The 23106-nt window shown below is 58.7% G+C and carries 25 protein-coding genes; 18 read left to right on the top strand and 7 right to left on the bottom strand.

Features of this window, described 5'->3' with window-relative positions:
• Positions 1-53 precede the first annotated feature (53 nt).
• The 3 genes from HBN79_RS08090 (at position 54) to HBN79_RS08080 (ending at position 1707) form a co-directional block, all read left to right on the top strand.
• Positions 54-611 (top strand): Smr/MutS family protein, encoded by a 558-nt coding sequence (locus HBN79_RS08090; protein ID WP_095002047.1) that lies wholly within the window; start codon positions 54-56, stop codon positions 609-611.
• 77 nt (positions 612-688) lie between these two features.
• The gene (folE, locus tag HBN79_RS08085) at positions 689-1234 is read left to right on the top strand and encodes a GTP cyclohydrolase I FolE (RefSeq protein ID WP_003442011.1); all 546 of its coding nucleotides are present in this window, start codon (positions 689-691) and stop codon (positions 1232-1234) included.
• Positions 1235-1335: 101 nt separating this feature from the next.
• The gene (locus HBN79_RS08080; RefSeq protein ID WP_095002048.1) at positions 1336-1707 is read left to right on the top strand and encodes a glutathione S-transferase N-terminal domain-containing protein; all 372 of its coding nucleotides are present in this window, start codon (positions 1336-1338) and stop codon (positions 1705-1707) included.
• Positions 1708-1876: 169 nt separating this feature from the next.
• Here HBN79_RS08080 and HBN79_RS08075 read toward each other — a convergent pair whose 3' ends face one another.
• On the bottom strand, positions 1877-2479 hold the full coding sequence (locus HBN79_RS08075; protein ID WP_169916532.1) for a glutathione S-transferase family protein: 603 nt from the start codon (positions 2477-2479) through the stop codon (positions 1877-1879).
• 10 nt (positions 2480-2489) lie between these two features.
• A complete protein-coding gene (locus HBN79_RS08070; RefSeq protein ID WP_095019571.1) occupies positions 2490-3656 on the bottom strand; it encodes a PLP-dependent aminotransferase family protein in 1167 nt (388 codons plus the stop codon).
• An 82-nt stretch (positions 3657-3738) separates the two neighbouring features.
• Here HBN79_RS08070 and HBN79_RS08065 point away from each other — a divergent pair, with 82 nt between their 5' ends.
• From HBN79_RS08065 to HBN79_RS08055, 3 genes are all read left to right on the top strand, one after another.
• Positions 3739-4179 (top strand): MarR family transcriptional regulator, encoded by a 441-nt coding sequence (locus HBN79_RS08065; protein WP_095002051.1) that lies wholly within the window; start codon positions 3739-3741, stop codon positions 4177-4179.
• A gap of 308 nt (positions 4180-4487) precedes the next feature.
• Positions 4488-5816 (top strand): NCS2 family permease, encoded by a 1329-nt coding sequence (locus HBN79_RS08060; RefSeq protein ID WP_346010139.1) that lies wholly within the window; start codon positions 4488-4490, stop codon positions 5814-5816.
• Between the two features lie 60 nt (positions 5817-5876).
• Positions 5877-6503 (top strand): LysE family translocator, encoded by a 627-nt coding sequence (locus HBN79_RS08055; RefSeq protein ID WP_095019573.1) that lies wholly within the window; start codon positions 5877-5879, stop codon positions 6501-6503.
• A 236-nt stretch (positions 6504-6739) separates the two neighbouring features.
• Here HBN79_RS08055 and uraH read toward each other — a convergent pair whose 3' ends face one another.
• Complete coding sequence (gene uraH, locus HBN79_RS08050) at positions 6740-7093, bottom strand: hydroxyisourate hydrolase (RefSeq protein WP_095002054.1); 354 nt, start codon at positions 7091-7093, stop codon at positions 6740-6742.
• 373 nt (positions 7094-7466) lie between these two features.
• On the opposite strand from uraH, the gene puuE reads away from it, so the two are divergent.
• The 8 genes from puuE (at position 7467) to HBN79_RS08010 (ending at position 15461) form a co-directional block, all read left to right on the top strand.
• Positions 7467-8396, top strand: coding sequence for an allantoinase PuuE (puuE, locus tag HBN79_RS08045; protein ID WP_095002055.1), 930 nt, complete (start codon positions 7467-7469; stop codon positions 8394-8396).
• Positions 8393-8908 (top strand): 2-oxo-4-hydroxy-4-carboxy-5-ureidoimidazoline decarboxylase, encoded by a 516-nt coding sequence (uraD, locus tag HBN79_RS08040; RefSeq protein WP_016781499.1) that lies wholly within the window; start codon positions 8393-8395, stop codon positions 8906-8908. Before puuE ends, uraD begins: the two co-directional genes overlap by 4 nt.
• A 61-nt stretch (positions 8909-8969) precedes the next feature.
• Positions 8970-9965, top strand: coding sequence for an allantoicase (gene alc / locus HBN79_RS08035; RefSeq protein WP_086797829.1), 996 nt, complete (start codon positions 8970-8972; stop codon positions 9963-9965).
• A gap of 121 nt (positions 9966-10086) precedes the next feature.
• A complete protein-coding gene (locus HBN79_RS08030; protein WP_016781501.1) occupies positions 10087-10590 on the top strand; it encodes an ureidoglycolate lyase in 504 nt (167 codons plus the stop codon).
• A gap of 48 nt (positions 10591-10638) precedes the next feature.
• On the top strand, positions 10639-11928 hold the full coding sequence (locus HBN79_RS08025) for a urate hydroxylase PuuD (RefSeq protein WP_095002056.1): 1290 nt from the start codon (positions 10639-10641) through the stop codon (positions 11926-11928).
• Positions 11929-12012: 84 nt separating this feature from the next.
• Complete coding sequence (locus HBN79_RS08020) at positions 12013-13377, top strand: nucleobase:cation symporter-2 family protein (protein WP_095002057.1); 1365 nt, start codon at positions 12013-12015, stop codon at positions 13375-13377.
• Between the two features lie 152 nt (positions 13378-13529).
• Positions 13530-14315: an outer membrane protein OmpK gene (locus HBN79_RS08015; RefSeq protein WP_095002058.1), complete on the top strand. Its 786-nt coding sequence runs from the start codon at positions 13530-13532 to the stop codon at positions 14313-14315.
• A 360-nt stretch (positions 14316-14675) separates the two neighbouring features.
• The gene (locus tag HBN79_RS08010; RefSeq protein ID WP_138738217.1) at positions 14676-15461 is read left to right on the top strand and encodes an outer membrane protein OmpK; all 786 of its coding nucleotides are present in this window, start codon (positions 14676-14678) and stop codon (positions 15459-15461) included.
• A 19-nt stretch (positions 15462-15480) separates the two neighbouring features.
• Here HBN79_RS08010 and HBN79_RS08005 read toward each other — a convergent pair whose 3' ends face one another.
• Positions 15481-16083, bottom strand: a complete 603-nt coding sequence (locus tag HBN79_RS08005) for a TetR/AcrR family transcriptional regulator (RefSeq protein WP_169916530.1) — start codon at positions 16081-16083, stop codon at positions 15481-15483.
• Positions 16084-16263: 180 nt separating this feature from the next.
• Here HBN79_RS08005 and HBN79_RS08000 point away from each other — a divergent pair, with 180 nt between their 5' ends.
• Positions 16264-17466 (top strand): MFS transporter, encoded by a 1203-nt coding sequence (locus tag HBN79_RS08000; RefSeq protein WP_095019576.1) that lies wholly within the window; start codon positions 16264-16266, stop codon positions 17464-17466.
• On the opposite strand, the gene HBN79_RS07995 is transcribed toward HBN79_RS08000, so the two are convergent.
• Entirely contained in the window at positions 17463-18404 is a 942-nt protein-coding gene (locus HBN79_RS07995; protein WP_169916529.1) for a DUF808 domain-containing protein, read from the bottom strand. The genes HBN79_RS08000 and HBN79_RS07995 overlap by 4 nt on opposite strands.
• A 132-nt stretch (positions 18405-18536) precedes the next feature.
• Between HBN79_RS07995 and HBN79_RS07990 the strand changes: the two genes are divergently transcribed.
• Positions 18537-19145, top strand: coding sequence for a TetR/AcrR family transcriptional regulator (locus tag HBN79_RS07990; protein ID WP_095021338.1), 609 nt, complete (start codon positions 18537-18539; stop codon positions 19143-19145).
• Here HBN79_RS07990 and HBN79_RS07985 read toward each other — a convergent pair.
• A complete protein-coding gene (locus HBN79_RS07985) occupies positions 19105-19578 on the bottom strand; it encodes a transposase (protein WP_169916528.1) in 474 nt (157 codons plus the stop codon). The two genes, HBN79_RS07990 and HBN79_RS07985, sit on opposite strands and share 41 nt — an antisense overlap.
• 178 nt (positions 19579-19756) lie before the next feature.
• Positions 19757-20197: a heme-binding protein gene (locus HBN79_RS07980; RefSeq protein WP_095002064.1), complete on the bottom strand. Its 441-nt coding sequence runs from the start codon at positions 20195-20197 to the stop codon at positions 19757-19759.
• 267 nt (positions 20198-20464) lie between these two features.
• Between HBN79_RS07980 and gcl the strand changes: the two genes are divergently transcribed.
• Both gcl and hyi read left to right on the top strand, forming a co-directional pair.
• Positions 20465-22240 (top strand): glyoxylate carboligase, encoded by a 1776-nt coding sequence (gene gcl / locus HBN79_RS07975; RefSeq protein ID WP_095002065.1) that lies wholly within the window; start codon positions 20465-20467, stop codon positions 22238-22240.
• Between the two features lie 55 nt (positions 22241-22295).
• Complete coding sequence (gene hyi, locus HBN79_RS07970; protein ID WP_095002066.1) at positions 22296-23078, top strand: hydroxypyruvate isomerase; 783 nt, start codon at positions 22296-22298, stop codon at positions 23076-23078.
• The last annotated feature ends 28 nt before the right edge of the window (positions 23079-23106 follow it).

The following is a 23106-nucleotide window of genomic DNA, read 5'->3' as shown; positions in this document are numbered from 1 at the left end:
CCGCCCGATTGTCGTCGACTTGGGTAAACTGGCAGCCCTTCGCGGAGGCTGACATGCAAGACGACGATTTTTCCCTGTTCAAAAACGAGATTCGCGGTGTCAAACCGATCAAGCATGATCGTGCCGACACCGGCAAACCCAAGGCTGACCGTGCGCAGCTGGCCAAGTTGCGCCAGAACGCCATTGTGCGCACCAACGCGACCATCATCGACGGCCTGTCAGACCAGTTTGTGATTGATGTTGGCCCCGAGGACCAGCTGAGCTGGGCCCGTGACGGCGTGCAGGAAAGCCAGATGCGCAAGCTCAAGCTGGGGCAGATCGCCTTTGAAGGCAGCCTTGACCTGCACGGCATGACCGTTGAAAAGGCCCGCGAAACCCTTTGGGAATTCCTCGGTGAAGCCGTGCGCCTTGAAGTACGTTGCGTGCGCGTTACCCACGGCAAGGCCGTGCGTCTGGACGGCAAGCGCCCGATGATCAAAAGCCACGTCAACACCTGGCTGCGCCAGCACTCACAGGTACTGGGCTTCTGCTCCTGCCAGGCCAGGCATGGCGGCGCCGGCGCGGTCTATGTGATGCTCAAGCGCACCATGATGGAGGGGCGTGACGAGTAACAGCGTGTCATCACGCTTGCAGCGTCGTGTCAGCCCCCGTACCCTTACTCTTTGCGAAAAATCCCACAGGTAGATTAATGTCCCTGGAACAAAACTACACCGCGATCCTCGGTCAACTCGGCGAAGACGTTTCCCGTGAAGGCCTGCTGGATACGCCAAAGCGTGCCGCCAAGGCCATGCAGTACCTTTGCCGCGGCTATGAACAAACCCTGGAAGAAGTCACCAACGGTGCCTTGTTCAGCTCAGACAACAGCGAAATGGTGCTGGTCAAGGACATCGAGTTGTACTCGCTGTGCGAACACCACCTGCTGCCGTTTATCGGCAAGGCCCATGTCGCGTACATTCCGAGCGGCAAAGTGCTGGGCCTGTCGAAAGTGGCGCGTATTGTCGATATGTATGCCCGTCGCCTGCAGATCCAGGAAAATCTCAGTCGCCAGATCGCCGACGCCGTGATGCAAGTCACCGGCGCCCTGGGCGTGGCCGTTGTGATCGAGGCCAAGCACATGTGCATGATGATGCGCGGTGTCGAGAAGCAGAACTCGTCGATGATCACTTCGGTGATGCTGGGTGAGTTCCGCGAAAACGCCGCCACGCGCAGCGAGTTTCTCAGCCTGATCAAGTAACTGCGGCACAGAAAAAACCGGCGTTTATCGCCGGTTTTTTTTCGCCTGCACAATTTCAGGTAAGCTGCGTCCCTTATTAATTTGCCCATGAGGCTTTTACTGTGTTTATCAAAGCGCTTCGCGTAGGCCTGGGTCAGCTCATCATCGCTGGCGATTTCGTGACACGTCCAAGCAAAAAGCAGCGCCCTGCCGCCGCTCAGGCGCAGGTCGACCAGGCTGCCAAGGGCCTGACCCTGTTTCAGTTCCACGCCTGCCCTTTCTGTGTAAAAACGCGCCGCACCCTGCGCCGCCTAAATGTGCCAGTGGCCCTGCGTGACGCGAAGAACAACGAGCAGGATCGCCAGACCCTGCTGGAGCAAGGGGGCAAGATCAAAGTACCTTGCCTGCGCATCGAAGAAGGCGGCAAAACCACCTGGATGTATGAGTCCAAAGTGATCATTGACTACCTGAACCAGCGCTTTGCCAACGTTTAAGGCCATCCCCCGGTCTACCCTCCCTGTGGGAGCGAGCCTGCTCGCGAACGACCTTCGCGAGCAGGCTCGCTCCCACAGTTGAAGTTTCCTTCAGACCTCGTCAGCGGCTACAGAATGTGCGCACAAAAAAAACCGGCACTTGGCCGGTTTTTTTAAAGGGGCGATTTGCTCAATCGAGCATTCCCACATGCCGCGCATGGCTGGCCACCCGCGCCAGCCAGGCCTGAATACCCGGGTAGCCGCTCAGGTCAAACCCGCCCTGATGGGCCACATGGGTATAGGCATACAGCGTCACGTCGGCGATCGAGTATTGCTCACCCACCAGATACGGCGTGCGCGTGAGCTGTTGCTCCATCACGTCCAGCGCCTTGTAGCCACGCTTTTGCAGCTTGCGGTATTCCTCAAGGCGCTCTTCGGGTAGCCCCAGGTAAAACTGGATAAAGCGCGCCACCGCAATATAAGGCTCATGACTGTACTGCTCGAAAAACTGCCATTGCAGCACTTGCGTGCGCAAACGCGGTTCGGTCGGCAAAAACTCGCTGCCGTCGGCCAGGTAGTTGAGAATCGCGTTGGACTCCCACAGGCACGTACCGTCTTCCAGCTCCAGCACCGGCACTTTACCGTTGGGGTTTTTCGCCAGAAACTCCGGGGTCTCGGTTTCACCCTTGAGAATGTCCACGGCAAACCACTGATACTCAAGCCCCAGCAAATGCAGCATCAGCTTGATCTTGTAGCAGTTGCCCGAGTTGTAATCGCCATAAACCTTGAGCATTGCGCCTCCTTCAGGCCGCCTGGGCAGCCTGGGCCTGACGAATCACGTTGGCCAGACGCTTGAGGCCCTCATGCAGACGTGCCGGATCGATGTGGCTGAAGTTCAGGCGCAGGCTGCCCACGTTCTGGTCCGGGTTGGCGAAGAACGGCTCGCCAGGCATAAAGGCCACGTTCTGTTCCAGCGCAGGCTTGAGCAAAGTGCGGGTATCGAACGGTTGCTTGAGGGTCAGCCAGAAGAACAAACCGCCCTGGGGCACATGCCAGTCAGCCAGATCCGAGAAATGCTCTTCCAGCGCCAGCTGAAAACCGTCACGGCGCACGCGGTAGAAATCACGCAGTTCGGCCAGGTGATTACTCATTTTCTCGGTGCCGATCCACTGCAAGGCTTGCCACTGGCCAACGCGGTTGGTGTGCAGGTCAGCCGATTGCTTAAGGCGCAGCAAGTGCGGATACAGGTCAGGGCTGGCAATCAGGAAACCGACGCGCAGACCAGGCAACAGGGTCTTGGACACCGTGCCGGTATAGATCCAGCTGGCTTTTTTCAGGCGGCTGACAATCGGTGTGGCGCTGCCGCCGTCGAAGTTCAGCTCGCGGTACGGCTCGTCTTCGATCAGGGTCACGCCGAACTCGTCGAGCAAGGCAGCAACCGCGTCGCGCTTGGTTTCGCTGTAACGCACAGCAGACGGATTCTGGAACGTCGGGATCAAGTAGATGAACGCCGGGCTGTGTTTTTCCAGCTGCACGCGCAACGCAGCCAGATCAGGGCCATCAGCTTGCAGCGGAAACGTCAGGCATTCGGCACCGAACAATTGGAAGATTTGCAGCGCCGCCAGGTAGGTCGGTGCTTCGAGCATGATTTCGGTGCCCTTGTCGATATACAGCTTGGCTGCCAGATCAAGCGCCTGCTGCGAACCGCTCAACACCATCACCTGGCTGGCGTCGCAATCAACCCCCAGTGCGCGAGCCTCTGCAGCAAGTACTTCACGCAGTGCCGGCTCACCTTCGCTCATGCCGTATTGACCCATCGAGGCAGGCATATCGGTCCAGTCGACCTTGGGCAGCATGGCCTCGGCCGGTAGCCCGCCAGCGAAAGACATGACTTCCGGACGTTGGGCCGCAGCCAGAATTTCACGAATCAAGGAGCTTTTCAGGCGGGAAACACGTTCGGAGAAGGCCATACAGATCACCGGTAGCGGAAGTAATTGGAAATAAGTCAAACTGTTTGACCGAAACTACGCCGCGAACCCTAGATACGTCAATATGCTTGACCTTAAAAATCCGACCACTCAGCGCGCCGCCATGGAAGCCTTCTTCTTTGGCTATCAAGCATTTACCGCCAAAGCGGATGAAATGCTGGCACGTCGTGGGCTGAGTCGGGTGCATCAGCGTATTGTTTTTTTTATCGCCCACCACCCCGGTGTCAGCGTCAAGGAACTGCTGACCTTACTGGGCGTGAGCAAGCAGGCCCTGAATACGCCATTACGCCAGTTGATCGAGATGGCCCTGGTGCGCAGCGTCGCGCCCGAGACCGACAAGCGCAAACGCCTGCTGGAACTGACTGCCGACGGTGTGGCCTTCGAAAAGAGCCTGCGCCGCGAACAGGTCAAGCTGCTGCAAAGGGTATTTGCTCAGGCAGGTGAAGACGCGGTGAATGGCTGGCTGGCGGTCAATCATGCCCTGGGACAAAGCCGCCAGCTCTAGAGCAGGGTTCCTGTGGAAGGTGGCTTGTTCTGTGAGCGGGCTTGCCCGCGATGCAGGCGCCGCAGTACTCCAGTTGTACCGCAGCGATCCAATCGCGAGCAAACTCGCTCCCACAGAAAACAGACACCCACCCATCACTTTCTGATCACAATCTGAAAAACATTATTTGCTTTTTTTGTATACAAAAGCATAATTCACTTCGCCTGCGTTTCTGACCCTAAAGTCAGAAAAACATCTCCCGCCACACCCAGTGCCCTTAAAAATAATAAAAGCCTGAGGAAATCACCGTGGACAGCCAAAAGTCAGAAATACCCGTTGTCGAATTTGCACCGCCCGCCTCCCGCAGCTGGCTGGAACGCCTGTTCAAACTGTCACTGCATGGCACCACGGTCAAAACCGAGCTGATTGCAGGGCTGACCACCTTCATCACCATGGCCTACATCATCTTCGTCAATCCCAACATCATGGCCGATGCTGGGATCGATCATGGTGCAGCCTTCGTCGCCACCTGCATTGCCGCTGCTCTCGGCAGCCTGTTGATGGGGCTTTACGCCAACTGGCCAGTAGGCCTGGCGCCAGGTATGGGCCTGAATGCGTTTTTTACTTACACCGTGGTCGGAACCATGGGTTACAGCTGGGAAACAGCATTGGGTGCCGTGTTTGTCTCCGGTGTGCTGTTCCTGATTCTGACCCTGTCGCGGGTGCGTGAATGGCTGCTCAACAGCATTCCCGTCAGCTTGCGGTACGCGATGGGTGCCGGGGTGGGGTTGTTCCTGGGGATTATCGGCCTGAAAACCTCGGGCATTATCGTCGACAGCCCGGCCACCCTGATCAAGCTCGGTTCATTGCGCGACCCTGCCCCGCTGCTGGCAGCGGTGTGCTTTTTGATGATTGCGATTCTGAGCTATCACCGCGTCTTCGGCGCCATCCTGATCAGCATTATCGCCGTGACCCTCGCCGGCTGGGGCCTGGACCTGGTGCATTACAACGGCATCATGTCGGCACCGCCAAGCCTTGCACCGACCTGGATGGCCATGGACCTCAAGGGCGTTTTCGACATCAGCATGATCAGCGTGGTGCTGGCCTTTCTGTTTGTACACATGTTCGATACGGCCGGCACCCTGATGGGCGTGGCCCAGCGTGCCGGCCTGGTGAAGGCCGATGGCAGGATCGAAAACCTGTCCCGGGCCCTCAAGGCCGACAGCGCCTCCAGCGTGTTCGGTGCGGTGGTCGGCGTGCCACCCGTGACCAGCTACGTGGAAAGCGCCGCAGGCGTTGCGGCAGGCGGGCGTACCGGGCTTACTGCCGTCACCGTGGGGGTGTTGTTTGTGGCCGCCATGTTCTTTGCCCCCCTGGCTGGCATGATCCCCGCTTATGCCACAGCAGGCGCTCTGATTTATGTGGCCATGCTGATGATGGGCGGCATGCAGCACATCAACTGGGACGAACCCACTGACTGCATCCCGGCCATAGTGACCGTGATCATGATGCCTTTGACCTTCTCGGTCGCCGACGGGATAGCCCTGGGCTTTATCAGCTTTGTCGCACTCAAGGCAGGCACCGGCAAATACCGGGAAATTTCCGTCAGCCTGTGGGTGCTCTGCGCTATTTTCATCGCCAAGTTTATTTTCCTGTAAACCGGGCGGTATCAATCGGCCCCGCAATGACGCGGGGCCTTTGTTGTTTGGGAGGAAGTGATGAGTCTGGAAACCTGGCTGCTGTTCAGCAGCGCGGCATTGGTGGTAATCCTGATTCCAGGGCCGCTGTCGTTATTGATGATCAGCAACAGTCTGAACTACGGCTTGCGCCGTTCGTACCCGGCTTTTCTGGGAGGTGTATTTGCCTCGATCTGCCTGCTCAGCGCTTCGGCACTGGGTTTGGGCGCCTTGCTGCTGGCCTCGGAAAAACTCTTCAGCGCCCTGAAGATCGTGGGCGCGCTGTACCTGTTTTACCTGGCCTGGCAAAGCTGGAAACAATCGCGTCAGCCGGCCACCGTCACCAATGTGCCCGAAGCCGCACCAATACCGCGCTTTAGCGCCCTGTTTGGGCGCGCGTTCGTGCTGGGGGCCAGCAATCCTAAGGACATTCTGTTCTTTGCTGCCTTTTTGCCGCAGTTTCTCAACCCCGATCTACCGTTCCTCAACCAGTTACTGGTGATGATCGCCACCTGGACCGTGCTCGACCTGCTGTGCAAGCTGGCCTACGGCCTGGGTGCCCACGGTGCGGCGGGGTACCTGCGCAGCGGCAAGGGCCAGAGCTGGTTCAACCGGGTCAGTGCCGGGCTGTTCAGCGTGGCAGGCACGGCGTCGTTGTTGAGCCGCTGATTGCACACAAGCCCGTAGCAGCTGCCGAAGCAACGAGGCTGCGTTCGATTGCGAAGCAATCGTAAGACCTGAGTTCGCGATTTATCTGATGGACAGCGGATTCAGGTTCTACGACGGCTACGCCGCCGAACGCAGCCTCGTTGCTTCGGCAGCTGCTACGGACATGGCATTTAGACAGGCAAAAAAAAGCCCGCAGTGTGAGCGGGCAAATAACCACATGCGCAGATCGAAAACGATTAGCTACCGCGATAGGTCGAGTAGCTGTACGGCGAAATCAGTAGCGGTACATGGTAGTGATCCTGCTCGGCGCTGATCCCGAAACGCAGTACCACCACATCCAGAAACGCCGGCTCCGGCAATTTCACACCCCGTGCGCGGTAGTAATCACCGGCACTGAACTGCACCTGGTAAACCCCGGAACGGTAGGCCTCCCCCTCCAGCAACGGCGCGTCGCAACGGCCATCGCTGTTGGTCAGGGCTGTAGCGACCAACTCCAGCCCCGAACCTTCAACCCGATACAGCTCGACCTTGATCGAGCTGCCCGGGCAGCCGTGTGCGGCATCCAAAACGTGCGTAGTCAAACGTCCCATTGATTGTGCGACCTCCCGAGTCGTGAAAAAAACGGCTGCCGCCCTCTTTTGGCGCACCAAAAGGCTCGGCGAAGAAACGATTAAGACATTTATCAAAAAAATTGTACACAATTAAAAATGACAATCTGCGCATCCCCCGACGCTACGGGGCCTGCACGGCATTAATCGTCAAAGCCGCAGTCCTCAGAGACCTTTCGCCCATAAACTGACCAATCAGGCAGGTTTCTTGCAAGTACTCTTTCTGTACAAATCGTGGTAGAAATAGCAAAAATCAGGGTTACAAATAAAATGTAAAGTTGTATACAATCAGCTCATCGCAGTGACGCCAGGTCTGGCCAATCGACTGTTACCACGAACAATAAGGAAGACTGCAGTGAGCGCTGACTACCCACGCGACCTGATTGGTTACGGTCCAAACCCTCCACACCCGCATTGGCCGGGCAACGCCCGCATCGCCCTGTCTTTTGTTCTCAATTACGAAGAAGGCGGCGAGCGCAACATCCTGCACGGTGACAAGGAGTCTGAAGCCTTCCTGTCGGAAATGGTCTCAGCCCAACCATTGCAGGGCGAGCGCAACATGAGCATGGAGTCGCTGTATGAGTACGGCAGCCGTGCAGGCGTGTGGCGCATCCTCAAGCTGTTTCGCGAGTTCGATATTCCGCTCACGGTGTTTGCCGTGGCAATGGCCGCCCAGCGCCATCCGGATGTGATCCGCGCCATGGTCGAGGCCGGGCACGAGATCTGCAGCCACGGTTATCGCTGGATCGACTACCAGTACATGGATGAAGCACAAGAGCGTGAACACATGCTCGAAGCCATCCGCATCCTCACCGAAATCAGCGGCGAACGCCCGCTGGGTTGGTACACCGGCCGCACCGGTCCCAATACCCGGCGCCTGGTGATGGAAGAAGGCGGCTTTTTGTACGACTGCGATACCTATGACGACGACCTGCCCTACTGGGAACCCAACAATCCCACCGGCAAACCGCATCTGGTGATCCCCTATACCCTGGATACCAATGACATGCGCTTTACCCAGGTGCAGGGCTTCAACACCGGCGAGCAATTTTTCCAGTACCTCAAGGATGCTTTCGATGTGCTGTACGCCGAAGGCGCAGAGTCGCCGAAGATGCTTTCCATCGGCCTGCATTGCCGCCTCATTGGCCGCCCTGCGCGCCTGGCCGCCCTCAAGCGTTTCATTGAGTACGCCAAGGGCCACGAACAGGTCTGGTTCACCCGCCGCGTGGACATTGCCCGCCACTGGCACGCCACCCACCCTTTTGTTGCCGAGACCGCCAAATGAGCGCCTTCAAGACCCTCAAGCCTTCACAACTGAGCCGTGAAGCCTTCGTGGCGGCTTTTGCCGATATCTACGAACACTCGCCCTGGGTTGCCGAAAAGGCCTACGACCTGGGCCTGGACAGCAGCGTCGACCAGATCGAAACCCTGCACCAGCGCATGAGTGACATTTTGTTGAGCGCCGATCACGCCAGCCAGCTGGCATTGATCAACGCTCACCCGGACCTGGCCGGCAAAGCAGCCGTCCAGGGCCAACTGACCGAAGCCAGCACCAATGAACAGGCTGGCGCCGGTATTCACCAATGCACGGCCGAAGAGTTTCAACGCTTCACCGAGCTGAACGAGGCCTACAAAGCCAAGTTCAAGTTTCCCTTCATCATGGCGGTAAAAGGCAGCGACCGGCACCAGATCCTCGCCGCGTTCGAAACCCGCATCCATAACCCGGCAGACGTCGAGTTCAAGTGCGCGTTGGCAGAAATCAACAAGATCGCCCTGTTCCGATTACTCCAGCTCTAAGCCGAACCGGCACCCGCCGATGACGCATCTCCAGCCACTCATTTAAAGGCAGACAAGAAGAATGAAAGCTTACGCCGTACCTTTCGAGAAGTTCGTCAACCTGGCCGATGCCCGCCTGGGCACCAAAATCGTTTCGGTAACCGATGACTGGTTTGCCGACGCCAACCGCATGTTCCAGCCGACCCCGGCCGTATGGAAGGAGGGCGTTTTCGATGACAACGGCAAGTGGATGGACGGCTGGGAGTCCCGCCGCAAGCGCTTCGAAGGCTATGACAGTGCCGTCATCCGTCTTGGCGTTCCGGGCTCGATCAAGGGTGTGGACATCGACACTTCATTCTTCACCGGCAACTTTCCACCATCGGCCTCGCTGGAAGCCTGCTTCCTGGCCTCGGGCGAACCGAATGAAAACACCCAGTGGGTGGAAGTACTGTCGGCCGTCGAGCTGCAGGGCAACAGCCATCACTACCACGAAATCAACAATGACCAGGCCTTCAGCCACCTGCGCTTCAACATTTTCCCGGATGGCGGCGTAGCGCGTCTGCGCGTGTACGGCGTGCCGTTCCGTGACTGGTCGGCAGTAGGCGACAACGAGCAGGTCGATCTGGCCGCAGCTCTCAACGGTGGCCGCGCCCTCGCCTGCTCCGACGAACACTTCGGACGCATGAGCAACATCCTCAACCCTGGCCGCGGCATCAATATGGGCGATGGCTGGGAAACCGCACGTCGTCGTACCCCGGGCAATGACTGGGTCATCGTCGCGCTGGGCCACCCGGGCGAGATCGAAAAAATCATCGTCGACACCCTGCACTTCAAGGGCAACTACCCGGACAGCTGCTCGATCCAGGGCGCGTACGTCAAGGGCGGTACCGACAGCCAGATCGAAACCCAGTCGCTGTTCTGGCGTGAACTGCTGCCGAGCCAAAAAATGGAAATGCACGCTGAACACACCTACAGCGAGCAACTGAAAAACCTCGGCCCGATCACCCACATTCGCCTCAACCTGTTCCCGGATGGTGGTGTAAGCCGCATCCGCGTATTGGGCAAAGTCGCCAAATAAGCGCTGCACCCAGCGCGGGCAAGTTCGCTCCCACATTTGAAATGTATTCATTCTGTGGGAGCGGGGTTACCCGCGATACCGACAAAACTGACACCACAGAAACCCGAATAAGAAGACCACCATGCGCACATTGATGATTGAACCTCTGACCAAAGAAGCCTTCGCCCCTTTCGGTGACGTGATTGAAACCGATGGCAGCGACCACTTCATGATCAATAACGGTTCGACCATGCGCTTTCACCGTCTGGCCGAGGTCGAAACGGCTACGCCAGAGGACAAGGCGATCATCAGCATTTTCCGCGCCGAGGCGCAGGACATGCCATTTACCGTACGCATGCTGGAGCGCCATCCGCTGGGCAGCCAGGCTTTTATACCGCTGCTCGGCAACCCCTTTCTGATCGTGGTCGCGCCCGTTGGCGATGAACCTGTATCGGACCTGGTCCGCGCCTTTGTCAGTAATGGCAGGCAGGGCATCAATTACCATCGCGGCGTCTGGCACCACCCGGTGCTGACGATCGAAAAGCGGGATGACTTCCTGGTGGTTGATCGCAGTGGCAGCGGTAATAACTGCGATGAGCATTTCTTTAAAGAGGATCAGTTGCTGTTCCTCGCCCCCCACCAATAAGAGAAGGTCCAACACTCACAAAAGAGTGACGGGCAAGAGGTAAAGACTGTGGAAGCACATCTAATGGAATGGCTGAATCTGAGCGTGCGCTGGATTCATATGATTACCGGTGTGGCCTGGATTGGCGCGTCGTTTTATTTCGTCTGGCTGGAGAACAACCTTAACCGGGCCAACCCCAAGGATGGCCTTGCTGGCGATCTATGGGCGATTCACGGCGGCGGTATTTACCACCTGGAAAAGTACAAGCTGGCCCCACCCACCATGCCGGAAAACCTGCACTGGTTTAAATGGGAAGCCTATTTCACCTGGATGTCGGGCATCGCCCTGCTCTGTCTGGTGTTCTACTTCAACCCCGCGCTGTACCTGATTGCTCCAGGCAGCAGCATGAGCGGCCCTGAAGCGGTTGCCATCGGTATCGGCTCGCTGATTGCCGGCTGGTTCGTTTACGACTTTCTGTGCGACTCCGCCCTGGGCAAACGCCCGGCGCTGCTCGGTTTCGTCCTGTTTGTGCTACTGGTTGCAGCAGCGTTCGGCCTGAGCAAAGTGTTCAGCGGGCGCGGTGCCTACCTGCACGTGGGCGCCATTATCGGCACCATCATGGTCGGTAACGTATTCCGCACCATCATGCCGGCACAACGTGCCCTGGTAGCCGCGATCAAGGAAGGCCGCAGCCCTGACCCGGCACTGCCGGCCAAAGGCCTGCTGCGTTCGCGACACAACAACTACTTCACCTTGCCGGTGCTGTTCATCATGATCAGCAACCACTTCCCGAGCACCTATGGCAGCCAGTACAACTGGTTGATCCTGGCCGGGATTGCGGTGCTGGCAGTGCTGGTACGTCACTACTTCAACACCCGCCACGACAGCCACAAATATGCCTGGACCCTGCCGGTCGCAGCCCTGGGCATGATTTGCCTGGCTTACGTTACCGGTCCAAAGCCTGTGTCGACAGCGCCAGAAACCGCCAAGGTGATCAAGTACCAACCGCTGCCGGAAACCGCCCTGGGCGGCGTCAAGGCTGCAGATGCTCCGCCAGCGGCACCGGCACAGGCACCCGCGGCAGCGCCAGTGGCCACCGTCGATTTTGAACAAGTCCACAAGGTGATCCAGGAGCGCTGCACGGTCTGTCATTCCGCCACCCCCAGCAGCCCGTTGTTCAGTGCGGCTCCGGCAGGCGTGATGTTCGACACCGCGCAACAGATCCAGCTGATGGCCCCGCGCATTCAGGCTCAGGCCGTTGTCACGCCGATCATGCCGCTGGGCAACATCACGCAAATGACGCAACAGGAGCGCGACCTGGTCGGCGCCTGGATCAATGCAGGGGCACGGACCAACTGACGCACCGCCTTTGCGGTCGCAGCCCCGCTGCGGCCGCAAGAACACACCACTAGCTCACAACAATAAAAATGACCGAGGTGTTGCATGTCCGATTTAACCGAACCGCGCATACCCGCCGTGACCGCCCCGCCCCCGCTGGCGCGGCTACCCATGCTGCAACTGATCCTGGTCGGTTTGCAGCATGTGCTGCTGATGTATGGCGGCGCCGTGGCCGTGCCGCTGATCATCGGACAGGCTGCAGGCCTGAGTCGTGAAGAGATCGCGTTTCTGATCAACGCCGACCTGCTGGTGGCGGGTGTCGCTACCATCGTGCAGTCGATGGGTATCGGCCCCATGGGTATTCGCATGCCGGTCATGATGGGCGCCAGCTTTGCCGCCGTTGGCAGCATGGTGGCAATGGCCGGGATGCCGGGTATCGGCTTGACCGGGATCTTCGGTGCGACCATCGCCGCGGGCTTTTTCGGAATGATCATTGCGCCATTTATGTCCAAGGTGGTGCGCTTCTTTCCTCCCCTGGTCACCGGTACTGTCATTACGTCGATCGGCCTGTCGCTGTTCCCCGTTGCGGTCAACTGGGCCGGTGGCGGCAGTGCTGCGGCGCAATTCGGCTCGCCGGTGTACCTGGCCATCGCGGCTCTGGTGCTGGGCACCATCCTGCTGATCAACCGCTTTATGCGCGGCTTCTGGGTCAATGTGTCGGTCTTGATCGGCATGGCCCTGGGCTATGTGCTGTCAGGCGCCATCGGCATGGTCGACCTCTCCGGGCTGGACAATACGCCGTGGTTCCAGGTTGTCACCCCCTTGCACTTCGGCATGCCGGAGTTTCATTTGGCACCGATTCTTTCGATGTGCCTGGTGGTGGTGATCATTTTTGTCGAGTCCACCGGGATGTTCCTGGCGCTGGGCAAAATCACCGATCAGGAAGTCACCCCGCGCATGCTGCGTCGCGGTTTGCTGTGTGACGCAGGCGCTTCGTTTATCGCCGGTTTTTTCAACACCTTCACCCACTCCTCCTTCGCCCAGAACATTGGCCTGGTGCAAATGACCGGCGTGCGTTGCCGCTCGGTAACCATCATGGCCGGTATCTTCCTGATCACCCTCAGCCTGCTGCCGAAAGCGGCGTACCTGGTGGCCTCGATTCCGCCTGCAGTGTTGGGTGGCGCCGCCATTGCCATGTTCGGCATGGTCGCGGCAACCGGGATCAAGATCCTCCAGGAAGCCGACATCGCCGACCGCCGCAATCAGTTGCTGGTGGCCGTGAGCATCGGCATGGGCCTGATCCCGGTGGTGCGTCCTGAGTTTTTCGCCCACCTGCCACTGTGGATGGACCCCATCACCCACAGCGGTATCGCCATGGCCGCTGTCAGCGCGGTGTGCCTGAACCTGATGTTCAATGTGCTGGGCGGTTCCGAACGCGCAGCCATGAGCGGGCATGTGCACCAGCACTGAGCCCTGACCCTCACCCCAACCCTCTCCCCAAGGGAGAGGGGGCTGATCGGTGGTGTTCCTGAGCGCTCGCACGACCAATCCCCTCTCCCTCCGGGAGAGGGCTAGGGAGAGGGGCTCTCGCTTTACAAAAACAATAAAAAAGGGAGTTACCCATGAAGTGCAAACACTGGGGCGTCACGCTCGCAGGTGGACTTTTGGCTGCCAGCCAGACAATGGCCGGGGACCTGTTTTTATGGCAAACCAACAGCCTGACCTACCTGTACGGCAAGAACTTCGCGATCAACCCGTCGATCCAGCAAACCGTCACTTTCGAACATGCGGACAAATGGAAGTACGGCGACAACTTCCTGTTTGTCGACCGGATTTTCTACAACGGCAAAGAAGACCCCAACAAAGGCCCGCACACCTATTACGGCGAGTTCAGCCCGCGCCTGTCGTTCGGCAAGATCTTCGACCGCAAATTCGAATATGGCCCGATCAAGGATGTGCTGCTGGCCATGACCTATGAATATGGCGAAGGCGACAGCGAGGCCTACCTGATCGGCCCGGGCTTTGATCTGGCGGTACCGGGCTTCAACTACTTCACCCTCAACTTCTATCGCCGCCATACCGAGGGCCCACGCCCTGGCACCGGGGTCTGGCAGATCACTCCGTCGTTTTCCTACACCATCCCCCTGGGCCGCTCCAACGTGTTGATCGACGGCTATATGGACTGGGTGGTGGACAACGACCAGAACTCACGCGGCACCTACCACTCCAATCTGCACTTCAACCCACAGATCAAATATGACCTGGGCAAGGCCCTGAACCTGGGTGAAAAACAGCTCTATGTCGGGATTGAATACAGCTACTGGAAGGACAAGTACGGCATCGAAAGCAGCAGCCGTCTTGATACCAACCAGAACACCGCCAGTGCCCTGATCAAAGTCCACTTCTAAGCTCTAGACTGTGCATGCTCTGTTATTGCCCGCCCTGGGCTTTAACAGAGCGCTTGAGTGCACGCGCCAGAGCCCGTATCCTGCGCGCCCGCTTAAACGCGACGTTTTTCAAAGCTGACTTTAAAGCCAACTTTTGCCTTTATATCAAAGGTTTACGGCCTGCCTGCCGCCCCCCTGCACTCAACTGCCAACGCGCAGTCGAGGGTTTATTCATGGCTATAAAACAGGTATGGCCCCGAACTTGCTAAAAGCACTGAAGCTGACCGTAAAGGCAACTTTTAAAACCATGAACCAAGGCGCCACAACAGAGCGCCACGTTCGCACTACTTGCACAACTTTCTATATTTTGGAGCTAACCGAATGAAGCGCACACTTACCGGCCTGATGCTTGCGGGGAGCATGCTGGGCGGGGCTCCGGCAGTCGCCGGCGACCTGCTGCAATGGCAAACCAACAGCCTGACTTACTTGTACGGCAAGGACTTCCAGGTCAATCCAAAAATTCAGCAGACCATGACCTTCGAGCATGCTGACAGCTGGAAGTACGGTGACAACTTCTTCTTCCTTGACCGTATCTTTTACAACGGCAAGAAAGACGGCAACGTCGGCCCGAACACCTACTACGGTGAATTCACCCCGCGTTTGTCGTTCGGCAAGATCTTCGACCAGAAGTTTGAATTCGGCCCGATCAAGGACGTATTGCTGGCCATGACTTACGAGTTTGGCGAAGGCGATACCGATGCCTACCTGATCGGCCCGGGTTTCGACCTGAACGTGCCGGGCTTTGACTACTTCCAGCTGAACTTCTACCAGCGCTTCCCGGAAGGCAGCCGCGCCGGCAAAGGTGTGTGGCAGATCACCCCGGTGTGGTCCTACACCCTGCCCCTGGGCAACTCCGATGTGCTGATCGACGGCTACATGGACTGGGTGGTCGACAACGACCAGAACTCCCGTGGCACCTACCACGCCAACCTGCACTTCAACCCGCAGGTTAAATATGACCTGGGCAAGGCCCTGAGCTGGAGCGCCAAGCAACTGTATGTCGGTGTGGAATACGACTACTGGAAAAACAAGTACGGCATCGAAGACAGCGGCGCGTTCAAGACCAATCAGAACACCACCAGCCTGCTGATCAAGTACCACTTCTGATGCACGGGCCCGGGCCGCGTCAGCGCGGCTCAGGCACCCGCAGCAAACCGCGCAGCATCAGGTCCAGGCTGTCCAGCGCAGCGGCCAGACGCTGCGGCGGGTTGTCGGCCTCGGCAATCCAGAACGACGCATCCATCAGCCCGCCCTGAATCAGACGCGCCAGCGCCTCGGGACCGGTGCGTTGAATCACCTCGGTGTCCATCAGCCCCTGCAGCATCGACGCCATCGACAGGCAGCACACCGACTGGGTGTTCTGCACATATTGCGAGCCCAGCACCGAAGGCGCATCGCGCAACAGAATGCGCTGTACCTCAACTTGCAGGGCCATCTCCAGATACAGCCGGCATTGATCCTTAAACCCTTGCCACTGGCTGTCCGCCTGCTCAAACACCTGTGCCAGCTGCGCATCCAGCTCGGCATCGATCTGCTGGGCCACGGCCTTGAACAAGCCTTTCTTGTCGCCAAAATGGTGGTACAACGCGCCACGCGTCAGCCCGACCGAAGCCGTCAATTCGTCCATCGATGTCCGGGCATAGCCCACCGTACTGAATGCCAGGCGAGCCGCCTCAAGCAGCTTGCCACGGGTTTCTTCGATCATTTGCGACCGCGCTTTGGGCGCCATGCCTGTCACCTTTATTTTTGGATACGCGACGTATGTTAATTGACATACGCTGTGTATGCGTATATTTCTACATACGCCGCGTATGTGATTACCGGCACTTACACATTCCCGTAGCAGCTGCCCAAGGCTGCGTTCGACAGCTGCTACGAAAGCAATCCCCAACACTGTTCCGGAGCTTGTATGGCCAACCCCTATCGCGAGATTTTCAGCGCCCCCGGCACCAAGGCTTTCAGCGGTGCGGGCCTGATCGCGCGGATGCCGATCTCAATGGTCGGCATCGGCATCATCACCATGCTGGCGCAACTGCAAGGTTCCTATTGGCTGGCCGGTGGCGTAGCCGCCACCTTTGCCCTGGCCACAGCCCTGCTGGCTCCGCAGATTTCACGCTGGGTCGACCGCTACGGCCAGAGCCGCATCCTGCCCGGTGTCACCGCCATTGGCGTCAGCGCCCTGCTGGCCTTGCTGCTGTGCAGTCATTTTGGCGCGCCGGACTGGACGCTGTTTGTGTTCGCCGCCCTGTCGGGCTGCATGCCGAGCATGTCGGCAATGGTGCGGGCACGCTGGACCGAGCTGTATCGCGGCTCGCCCAAACTGCATACGGCGTTCTCGTTCGAGTCGGTACTCGATGAAGTGAGCTTTATTATCGGCCCGCCGATTTCCGTGGGCCTGAGTGTGGCGCTGTTCCCCCAGGCCGGACCACTGGCGGCAGCCATCCTGCTGGCCATCGGCGTCAGCGTGTTTGTGCTGCAACGCAGCACCGAACCACCGGTACACCCGCGTAGCAGCGAGCACCAGGGCACAGTTTTACGCCAGGGCGCCGTGGTGGTTTTGCTGTTGGCCCTGCTTGGGCTGGGCACGATTGTGGGAACGGTGGATGTGGTTAGCGTGGCCTTTGCCCAGCATCAGGGCCAACCGGCTGCCGCAAGCATTGTATTGTCGATGTACGCCTTGGGATCGTGCGCTGCCGGGCTGGTGTTCGGCATGCTCAAGTTGAACATGCCGCTGCCCAGGCTGTTTGTGCTCGGCGCCCTGGCCACATCCATCACCATGGTGCCGCTGCTGTGGGCCGACAGCATCGCCACCCTGGCCGTGGGCATGCTGATCGCCGGGCTGTTTTTTGCCCCCACCCTGATCACCGCCATGGGCCTGGTGGAAAACATTGTCCCACCTGCCAAGCTGACTGAAGGCCTGACCTGGATGATCACCGGTCTGGGCATGGGCGTGGCCCTCGGTGCGGTACTCGGCGGCTGGGTGGTGGACGCGTACGGCGCCCAGGCCGGTTTTAGCGTGTCGCTGGCCGCCGGCGGCGTCATGCTGCTGTTCGCGGTGCTGGGCTATCGATTGCTGCAGGACAGTACCCTGCCCCGTGCCATCGCGGCCTAGGACTTGATGGCCCGCCAGACCTTGCTCGCGACAGACACCACGGCCAACACCACCGCGCCGGCAATAATGCCGGCCACGGCGTCGAGCAGGGTCGGCACAATCACCGACACCACACCCAGCCATTGCGTGCTGCCTTGCGCAACGCCTTCAACCCAATGGTGCAACGGCGGTACACCGTGGGTCAGGATACCGCCGCCGACCATGAACATTGCCGCCGTGCCGATCACGGTCAGACTTTTCATCATGTACGGGGCTGCGCTCAACACACCACGGCCAAAGCTGCGCTGGAACCGCGGCCAGGCGCCGTCGCCGGTCTTCTTGCTCAGGTACAGGCCACCATCGTCGAGTTTGACGATGCCACCCACCACGCCATATACCCCGACTGTCATCACGATGGCGATACCCGACAACACCACCACCTGCTGCATCAGCGGTGAGTCGGAGACGATGCCCAGGGTGATGGCAATGATTTCGGCGGACAGGATAAAGTCCGTACGAACGGCGCCCTTGACCTTATCCTTTTCAAACGCCGCCAGATCGACTTCAGCACCGGCCAGCGACTCCTGCAAGGCCTGGCGCTGGCTCTGGGCATCGGCCTTGCTGTGGGTGAAACTGTGGGCGACCTTTTCGAAACCCTCGAAACACAGATAAGCCCCACCCACCATCAACAGCGGCGTCACCGCCCAGGGCGCAAAGGCACTGATGGCCAGCGCTGCCGGTACCAGAATCGCCTTGTTGCGAAACGAACCCTTGGCCACGGCCCACACCACCGGCAACTCCCGGTCGGCACGCACGCCCGATACCTGCTGGGCGTTGAGCGCAAGGTCATCGCCCAGCACCCCGGCGGTTTTTTTGGCGGCCACTTTGGTCATCAGAGCGACGTCATCGAGCACGGCGGCGATATCATCGAGCAACATCAGCAAGCTACTGCCAGTCATAGAAAAACGTCCTGAGAGATGGAATGGACACAAGCATAGCGCGTGCCGCGCGCAAAGCGGCAATCTTGAGCCACTTGCAAGCCCGGTGCTACCATGCCCGACCGCCCCAGCAGGCAAGGACATATCGGGTTTATGAGCAGTATCCGCGAGCGTAACAAAGAACTGATTTTGCGTGCCGCCAGCGAAGAATTCGCTGACAAGGGTTTCGCCGCCAGCAAAACCAGCGATATCGCGGCCAAGGCCGGCGTGCCCAAGCCCAATGTCTACTACTACTTCAAATCCAAGGAAAACCTCTATCGCGAGGTGCTTGAAAGCATTATCGACCCGATCCTGCGGGCTTCGACGCCGTTCAACGCCGATGGCGAGCCGAATACGGTATTGAGCAATTACATCCGCTCAAAAATCGTGATTTCCCGTGACCTGCCCTTTGCCTCGAAAGTGTTCGCCAGCGAAATCATGCATGGCGCCCCGCACTTGAGTGAAAAACAGGTAGAGCTGTTGAATGCCCAGGCCCAACACAACATCGCCTGCATCCAGACCTGGATCGACCGCGGCCAGATTGCCGCCATCGACCCGCACCACCTGATGTTCAGCATCTGGGCGGCAACCCAGACCTACGCCGACTTCGACTGGCAGATCTCGGCCATCACCGGCAAGACCAAGCTTGAAGACAGCGACTACGAAGCGGCAACCCAAACCATTATCCGGTTGGTGCTGAAGGGCTGCGAACCGGACCGATAAACCACGCTGGGACCTTCGCGAGCAGTCGTGCCCGCAACGGATTGGCGACAACATAACGAGCAACATTCACCAGATCCTCTTCTCGCCTTAATGCCCGGTCATGGAAGCCATTTTGCCAAAGGCTGATTTTGCGATCAGTTGATCGCCTGACAGCCTGGGTACTCAAAGACTTGGTTCGTTGCATCAAGCTACCGAGCGTCCCACGGTGTAATTCGATCAACCAATGAACGTGATCTGGCATGACGACCCAGGCCAACGAGTCTGCAAAACCCTGGTCTTGGGCAGCGCGAAATTGTGCGACGACTAATCGTCCCAAGGTAAAGTCTTTAAAGATGGGCTCTCTGCAGAGCGTGTTGGTGCTCAACAGGTAAATTCGATTTGGCTCGGAACAGCGGCCGATACGCAGGCGGTGTGAAGCAGCTAAAGACGGCATTCCTTTGCCTTTTCATAGATGAGTAATGAAAAGGCTAGCCCTGAAAGAACAATGAGGACGGGGCGTTTTTTAGCTGAATGTGTCTCAACAATGCCTTCGCGAGCAGGCTCGCTCCCACCCTGCGCACAATCTGTGGGAGCGAGCCTGCTCGCGAAGGCGGTCAATCACTCAGCCCAAATCAGACCGCCACCCCCGCATCCGCCCGCAGGCCCAGCGCTTCTACCGCGCTGATCGCGCATTGCTCGTCGATATCCGACGTATCGCCGCTGATACCAACAGCACCGATTACCTGCCCCGCCTCATCACGAATCAATACCCCACCCGGCGCAGGCACCACGTCACTTTGCCCCATGCCATTAAGCGCCGCGAAGAACGCCGGGCGCTGTTGCGCGTCCAGTGCCAGCAGACGCGAGCCCTTGCCTAAGGCAATCGCGCCCCAGGCTTTGCCAATCGCAATGCTGGGGCGCAGCAGGCTGGCGCCGTCTTCGCGCTGCAACGCCAGCAAATGCCCGCCACTGTCGAGCACCACTACCGTCAGCGGCGCAGCACTGATCTGACGCCCGACGCTCAAGGCCTGAGCGGTCAGTTCTAAAGCGACTTTCAAGGTTAAAGCACTCATGGTTGCCATCCTTATCTTGTTATGGAAAGCCTTCGGCGCACCTCGCGAGGCGCACTCAATAACACCAATAAAACACAATACAAATCTATTTTGTATACAATTTTTCAGCAATCAAAAAAACAAAACCCAGCGAACAAGCCTGAATACAAGGCTTGCTTTTGATCAACCATCGAATCGATAAAAGCCATTGACCTGCACAGCGGAGGATGAATACACTCACTCAACAGCCACTTGTATACAATTACAAAACGTAAGAGGCACAAAACAATGAGCAAAATGAGAGCAATTGAAGCCGCCGTTCTGGTGATGCGTCGCGAAGGTGTCGATACCGCATTCGGTATCCCGGGCGCCGCCATCAACCCGCTGTACTCGGCCCTGAAAAAGGTCGGTGGCATCGATCACGTCCTTGCTCGCCACGTCGAAGGCGCCTCGCACATGGCCGAGGGCTATACCCGCACCAAGGCCGGCAATATCGGCGTGTGCATCGGCACCTCGGGGCCTGCCGGTACCGATATGGTGACGGGCCTGTACAGTGCCTCGGCCGACTCGATCCCGATTCTGTGCATCACCGGCCAGGCCCCACGGGCACGGATGCACAAAGAAGACTTCCAGGCGGTGGATATCACCGCCATCGTCAAGCCCGTCACCAAGTGGTCGACCACGGTGATGGAGCCGGGCCAGGTGCCTTACGCCTTCCAGAAAGCCTTTTACGAAATGCGCTCCGGGCGCCCTGGCCCGGTGCTGATCGATCTGCCGTTCGATGTGCAGATGGCCGAAATCGAATTCGACATTGACGCCTATGAACCGCTGCCACTGGCCAAACCAACGGCAAACCGGCTGCAGGCCGAAAAAGCCCTGACCATGCTTGATCAGGCGGAACGCCCGCTGCTGGTCAGCGGTGGCGGCGTGATCAATGCCGACGCCAGCGACCTGCTGGTGGAATTCGCCGAACTGACCGGTATCCCTGTGATTCCGACCCTGATGGGCTGGGGCACCATCGCCGATGACCACCCGCTGATGGTGGGCATGGTCGGCCTGCAAACCTCGCACCGTTATGGCAACGCCACCCTGCTCAAGTCCGATGTGGTATTGGGCATCGGCAACCGCTGGGCCAACCGCCATACCGGTTCGGTGGATGTGTACACCGAAGGCCGCAAGTTCATTCACGTGGATATCGAACCGACCCAGATCGGCCGGGTATTCAACCCGGATCTGGGCATCGTTTCCGACGCCGGTGCCGCGCTCAAGGTATTCCTTGAAGTAGCCCGCGAATGGAAAGCTGCCGGCAAGCTGAAAAACCGCAGCGCCTGGCTGCAGGACTGCCAGCAGCGCAAGGCCACGATGCAACGCAAGACCCACTTCGACAACGTGCCGGTCAAGCCACAACGCGTGTACGAAGAAATGAACCAGGTGTTCGGCAAAGACACCTGCTATGTCAGCACCATCGGTTTGTCACAGATTGCCGGCGCACAATTCCTGCATGTGTACAAGCCTCGCCACTGGATCAACTGCGGCCAGGCCGGCCCTCTGGGCTGGACCATTCCGGCGGCGCTGGGGGTGGTCAAGGCCGACCCGGATCGCAATGTGGTGGCACTGTCCGGCGACTACGACTTCCAGTTCATGATCGAAGAACTGGCCGTGGGCGCTCAGTTCAACCTGCCCTATATCCACGTGGTGGTTAACAACTCCTACCTGGGGCTTATCCGTCAGGCCCAGCGCGGGTTTGAAATGGACTACTGCGTGCAGTTGGCTTTCGACAACCTCAACGCACCGGAGCTTAACGGCTATGGCGTTGACCACGTGGCCGTCGTTCAAGGCCTGGGTTGCAAGGCCTTGCGCGTGTTCGAACCGAGTGAAATCCAGCCTGCCCTGCGCAAGGCCCAGGAGCTGATCAAGGAATTCCGCGTGCCGGTGATGGTGGAAATCATCCTGGAGCGTGTGACCAATATCTCGATGGGCACCGAAATCAACGGCGTAAATGAATTTGAAGACCTGGCGCTGGTGGGTAACGATGCACCGACCGCCATTTCGATGCTGGATTAATTTATAGCCCTCACCCCCTCTCCCGAGGAGAGGGGACAAAAAGCAGGAGTTCACCATGCCGCGTTTTGCCGCCAACCTGTCCATGCTGTTCACCGAGCAGGATTTTCTTGTCCGTTTTCAAGCGGCCGCCAACGCTGGTTTTCATGGCGTTGAATACCTGTTCCCTTACGATTACAACTCGGCCGACATCAAGGCCCAGCTCGATGCCAATAAACTGACCCAGGTGTTGTTCAACCTGCCGGCCGGTGACTGGGCCAAGGGCGAGCGCGGGATTGCCTGCCTGCCGGACCGGGTTGAAGAGTTCCGCGCCGGGGTCGACCTGGCCATCGCTTACGCGCAAGTGCTGGGCAACGACCAGATCAACTGCCTGGCCGGCATCCGCCCCCAGGGCGTGGACGACGCCACGGTCGAAAAAACCTTCGTCGCCAACCTCAAATACGCCGCCGACAAGCTGCAGGCAGTCGGCATCAAGCTGGTGATGGAGTCGATCAACACCCTCGACATCCCCGGCTTTTACCTGAACAACACCCAGCAGGCACTGGCGATCCAGGAAAAGGTCGGCAGCAGCAATCTGTTCCTGCAATACGACATCTACCACATGCAAATCATGGAGGGTGACCTGGCCCGCACCATGCAGACTCATCTGCCGCAGATCAACCATATCCAGCTGGCCGATAACCCTGGTCGCCACGAACCGGGCACCGGCGAAATCAACTACCGCTTTTTGTTCGATCACCTGGACCGCATCGGCTATCAGGGTTGGGTTGGCTGTGAGTACAAGCCGCTGACCAGCACCGAGGCCGGTCTGGCGTGGCTCAAGACCCATAACGCGGTGTAACTCTGTGGGAGCGATCCCATCGCGAGCA

The sequence above is a fragment of the Pseudomonas sp. WS 5051 genome, from assembly GCF_012985715.1.
Taxonomy (GTDB): domain Bacteria; phylum Pseudomonadota; class Gammaproteobacteria; order Pseudomonadales; family Pseudomonadaceae; genus Aquipseudomonas; species Aquipseudomonas bubulae.
Note: the sequence above shows the minus strand (reverse complement) of the source record. Positions and strands in the feature narration are given on the sequence as shown.

Coding starts and splice junctions, on each gene's coding strand:
- HBN79_RS07995 (WP_169916529.1), bottom strand. CDS start 18,404: ATGACTGGCAGTAGCTTGCTGATGTTGCTCGATGATATCGCCGCCGTG.
- HBN79_RS08070 (WP_095019571.1), bottom strand. CDS start 3,656: ATGGCCTTCTCCGAACGTGTTTCCCGCCTGAAAAGCTCCTTGATTCGT.
- alc (WP_086797829.1), top strand. CDS start 8,970: ATGAAAGCTTACGCCGTACCTTTCGAGAAGTTCGTCAACCTGGCCGAT.
- hyi (WP_095002066.1), top strand. CDS start 22,296: ATGCCGCGTTTTGCCGCCAACCTGTCCATGCTGTTCACCGAGCAGGAT.
- HBN79_RS07985 (WP_169916528.1), bottom strand. CDS start 19,578: ATGCCGTCTTTAGCTGCTTCACACCGCCTGCGTATCGGCCGCTGTTCC.
- HBN79_RS08005 (WP_169916530.1), bottom strand. CDS start 16,083: ATGGCGCCCAAAGCGCGGTCGCAAATGATCGAAGAAACCCGTGGCAAG.
- gcl (WP_095002065.1), top strand. CDS start 20,465: ATGAGCAAAATGAGAGCAATTGAAGCCGCCGTTCTGGTGATGCGTCGC.
- folE (WP_003442011.1), top strand. CDS start 689: ATGTCCCTGGAACAAAACTACACCGCGATCCTCGGTCAACTCGGCGAA.
- HBN79_RS08055 (WP_095019573.1), top strand. CDS start 5,877: ATGAGTCTGGAAACCTGGCTGCTGTTCAGCAGCGCGGCATTGGTGGTA.
- uraD (WP_016781499.1), top strand. CDS start 8,393: ATGAGCGCCTTCAAGACCCTCAAGCCTTCACAACTGAGCCGTGAAGCC.
- HBN79_RS08030 (WP_016781501.1), top strand. CDS start 10,087: ATGCGCACATTGATGATTGAACCTCTGACCAAAGAAGCCTTCGCCCCT.
- HBN79_RS07980 (WP_095002064.1), bottom strand. CDS start 20,197: ATGAGTGCTTTAACCTTGAAAGTCGCTTTAGAACTGACCGCTCAGGCC.
- HBN79_RS07990 (WP_095021338.1), top strand. CDS start 18,537: ATGAGCAGTATCCGCGAGCGTAACAAAGAACTGATTTTGCGTGCCGCC.
- HBN79_RS08015 (WP_095002058.1), top strand. CDS start 13,530: ATGAAGTGCAAACACTGGGGCGTCACGCTCGCAGGTGGACTTTTGGCT.
- HBN79_RS08020 (WP_095002057.1), top strand. CDS start 12,013: ATGTCCGATTTAACCGAACCGCGCATACCCGCCGTGACCGCCCCGCCC.
- HBN79_RS08075 (WP_169916532.1), bottom strand. CDS start 2,479: ATGCTCAAGGTTTATGGCGATTACAACTCGGGCAACTGCTACAAGATC.
- HBN79_RS08090 (WP_095002047.1), top strand. CDS start 54: ATGCAAGACGACGATTTTTCCCTGTTCAAAAACGAGATTCGCGGTGTC.
- uraH (WP_095002054.1), bottom strand. CDS start 7,093: ATGGGACGTTTGACTACGCACGTTTTGGATGCCGCACACGGCTGCCCG.
- HBN79_RS08010 (WP_138738217.1), top strand. CDS start 14,676: ATGAAGCGCACACTTACCGGCCTGATGCTTGCGGGGAGCATGCTGGGC.
- HBN79_RS08000 (WP_095019576.1), top strand. CDS start 16,264: ATGGCCAACCCCTATCGCGAGATTTTCAGCGCCCCCGGCACCAAGGCT.
- HBN79_RS08065 (WP_095002051.1), top strand. CDS start 3,739: ATGCTTGACCTTAAAAATCCGACCACTCAGCGCGCCGCCATGGAAGCC.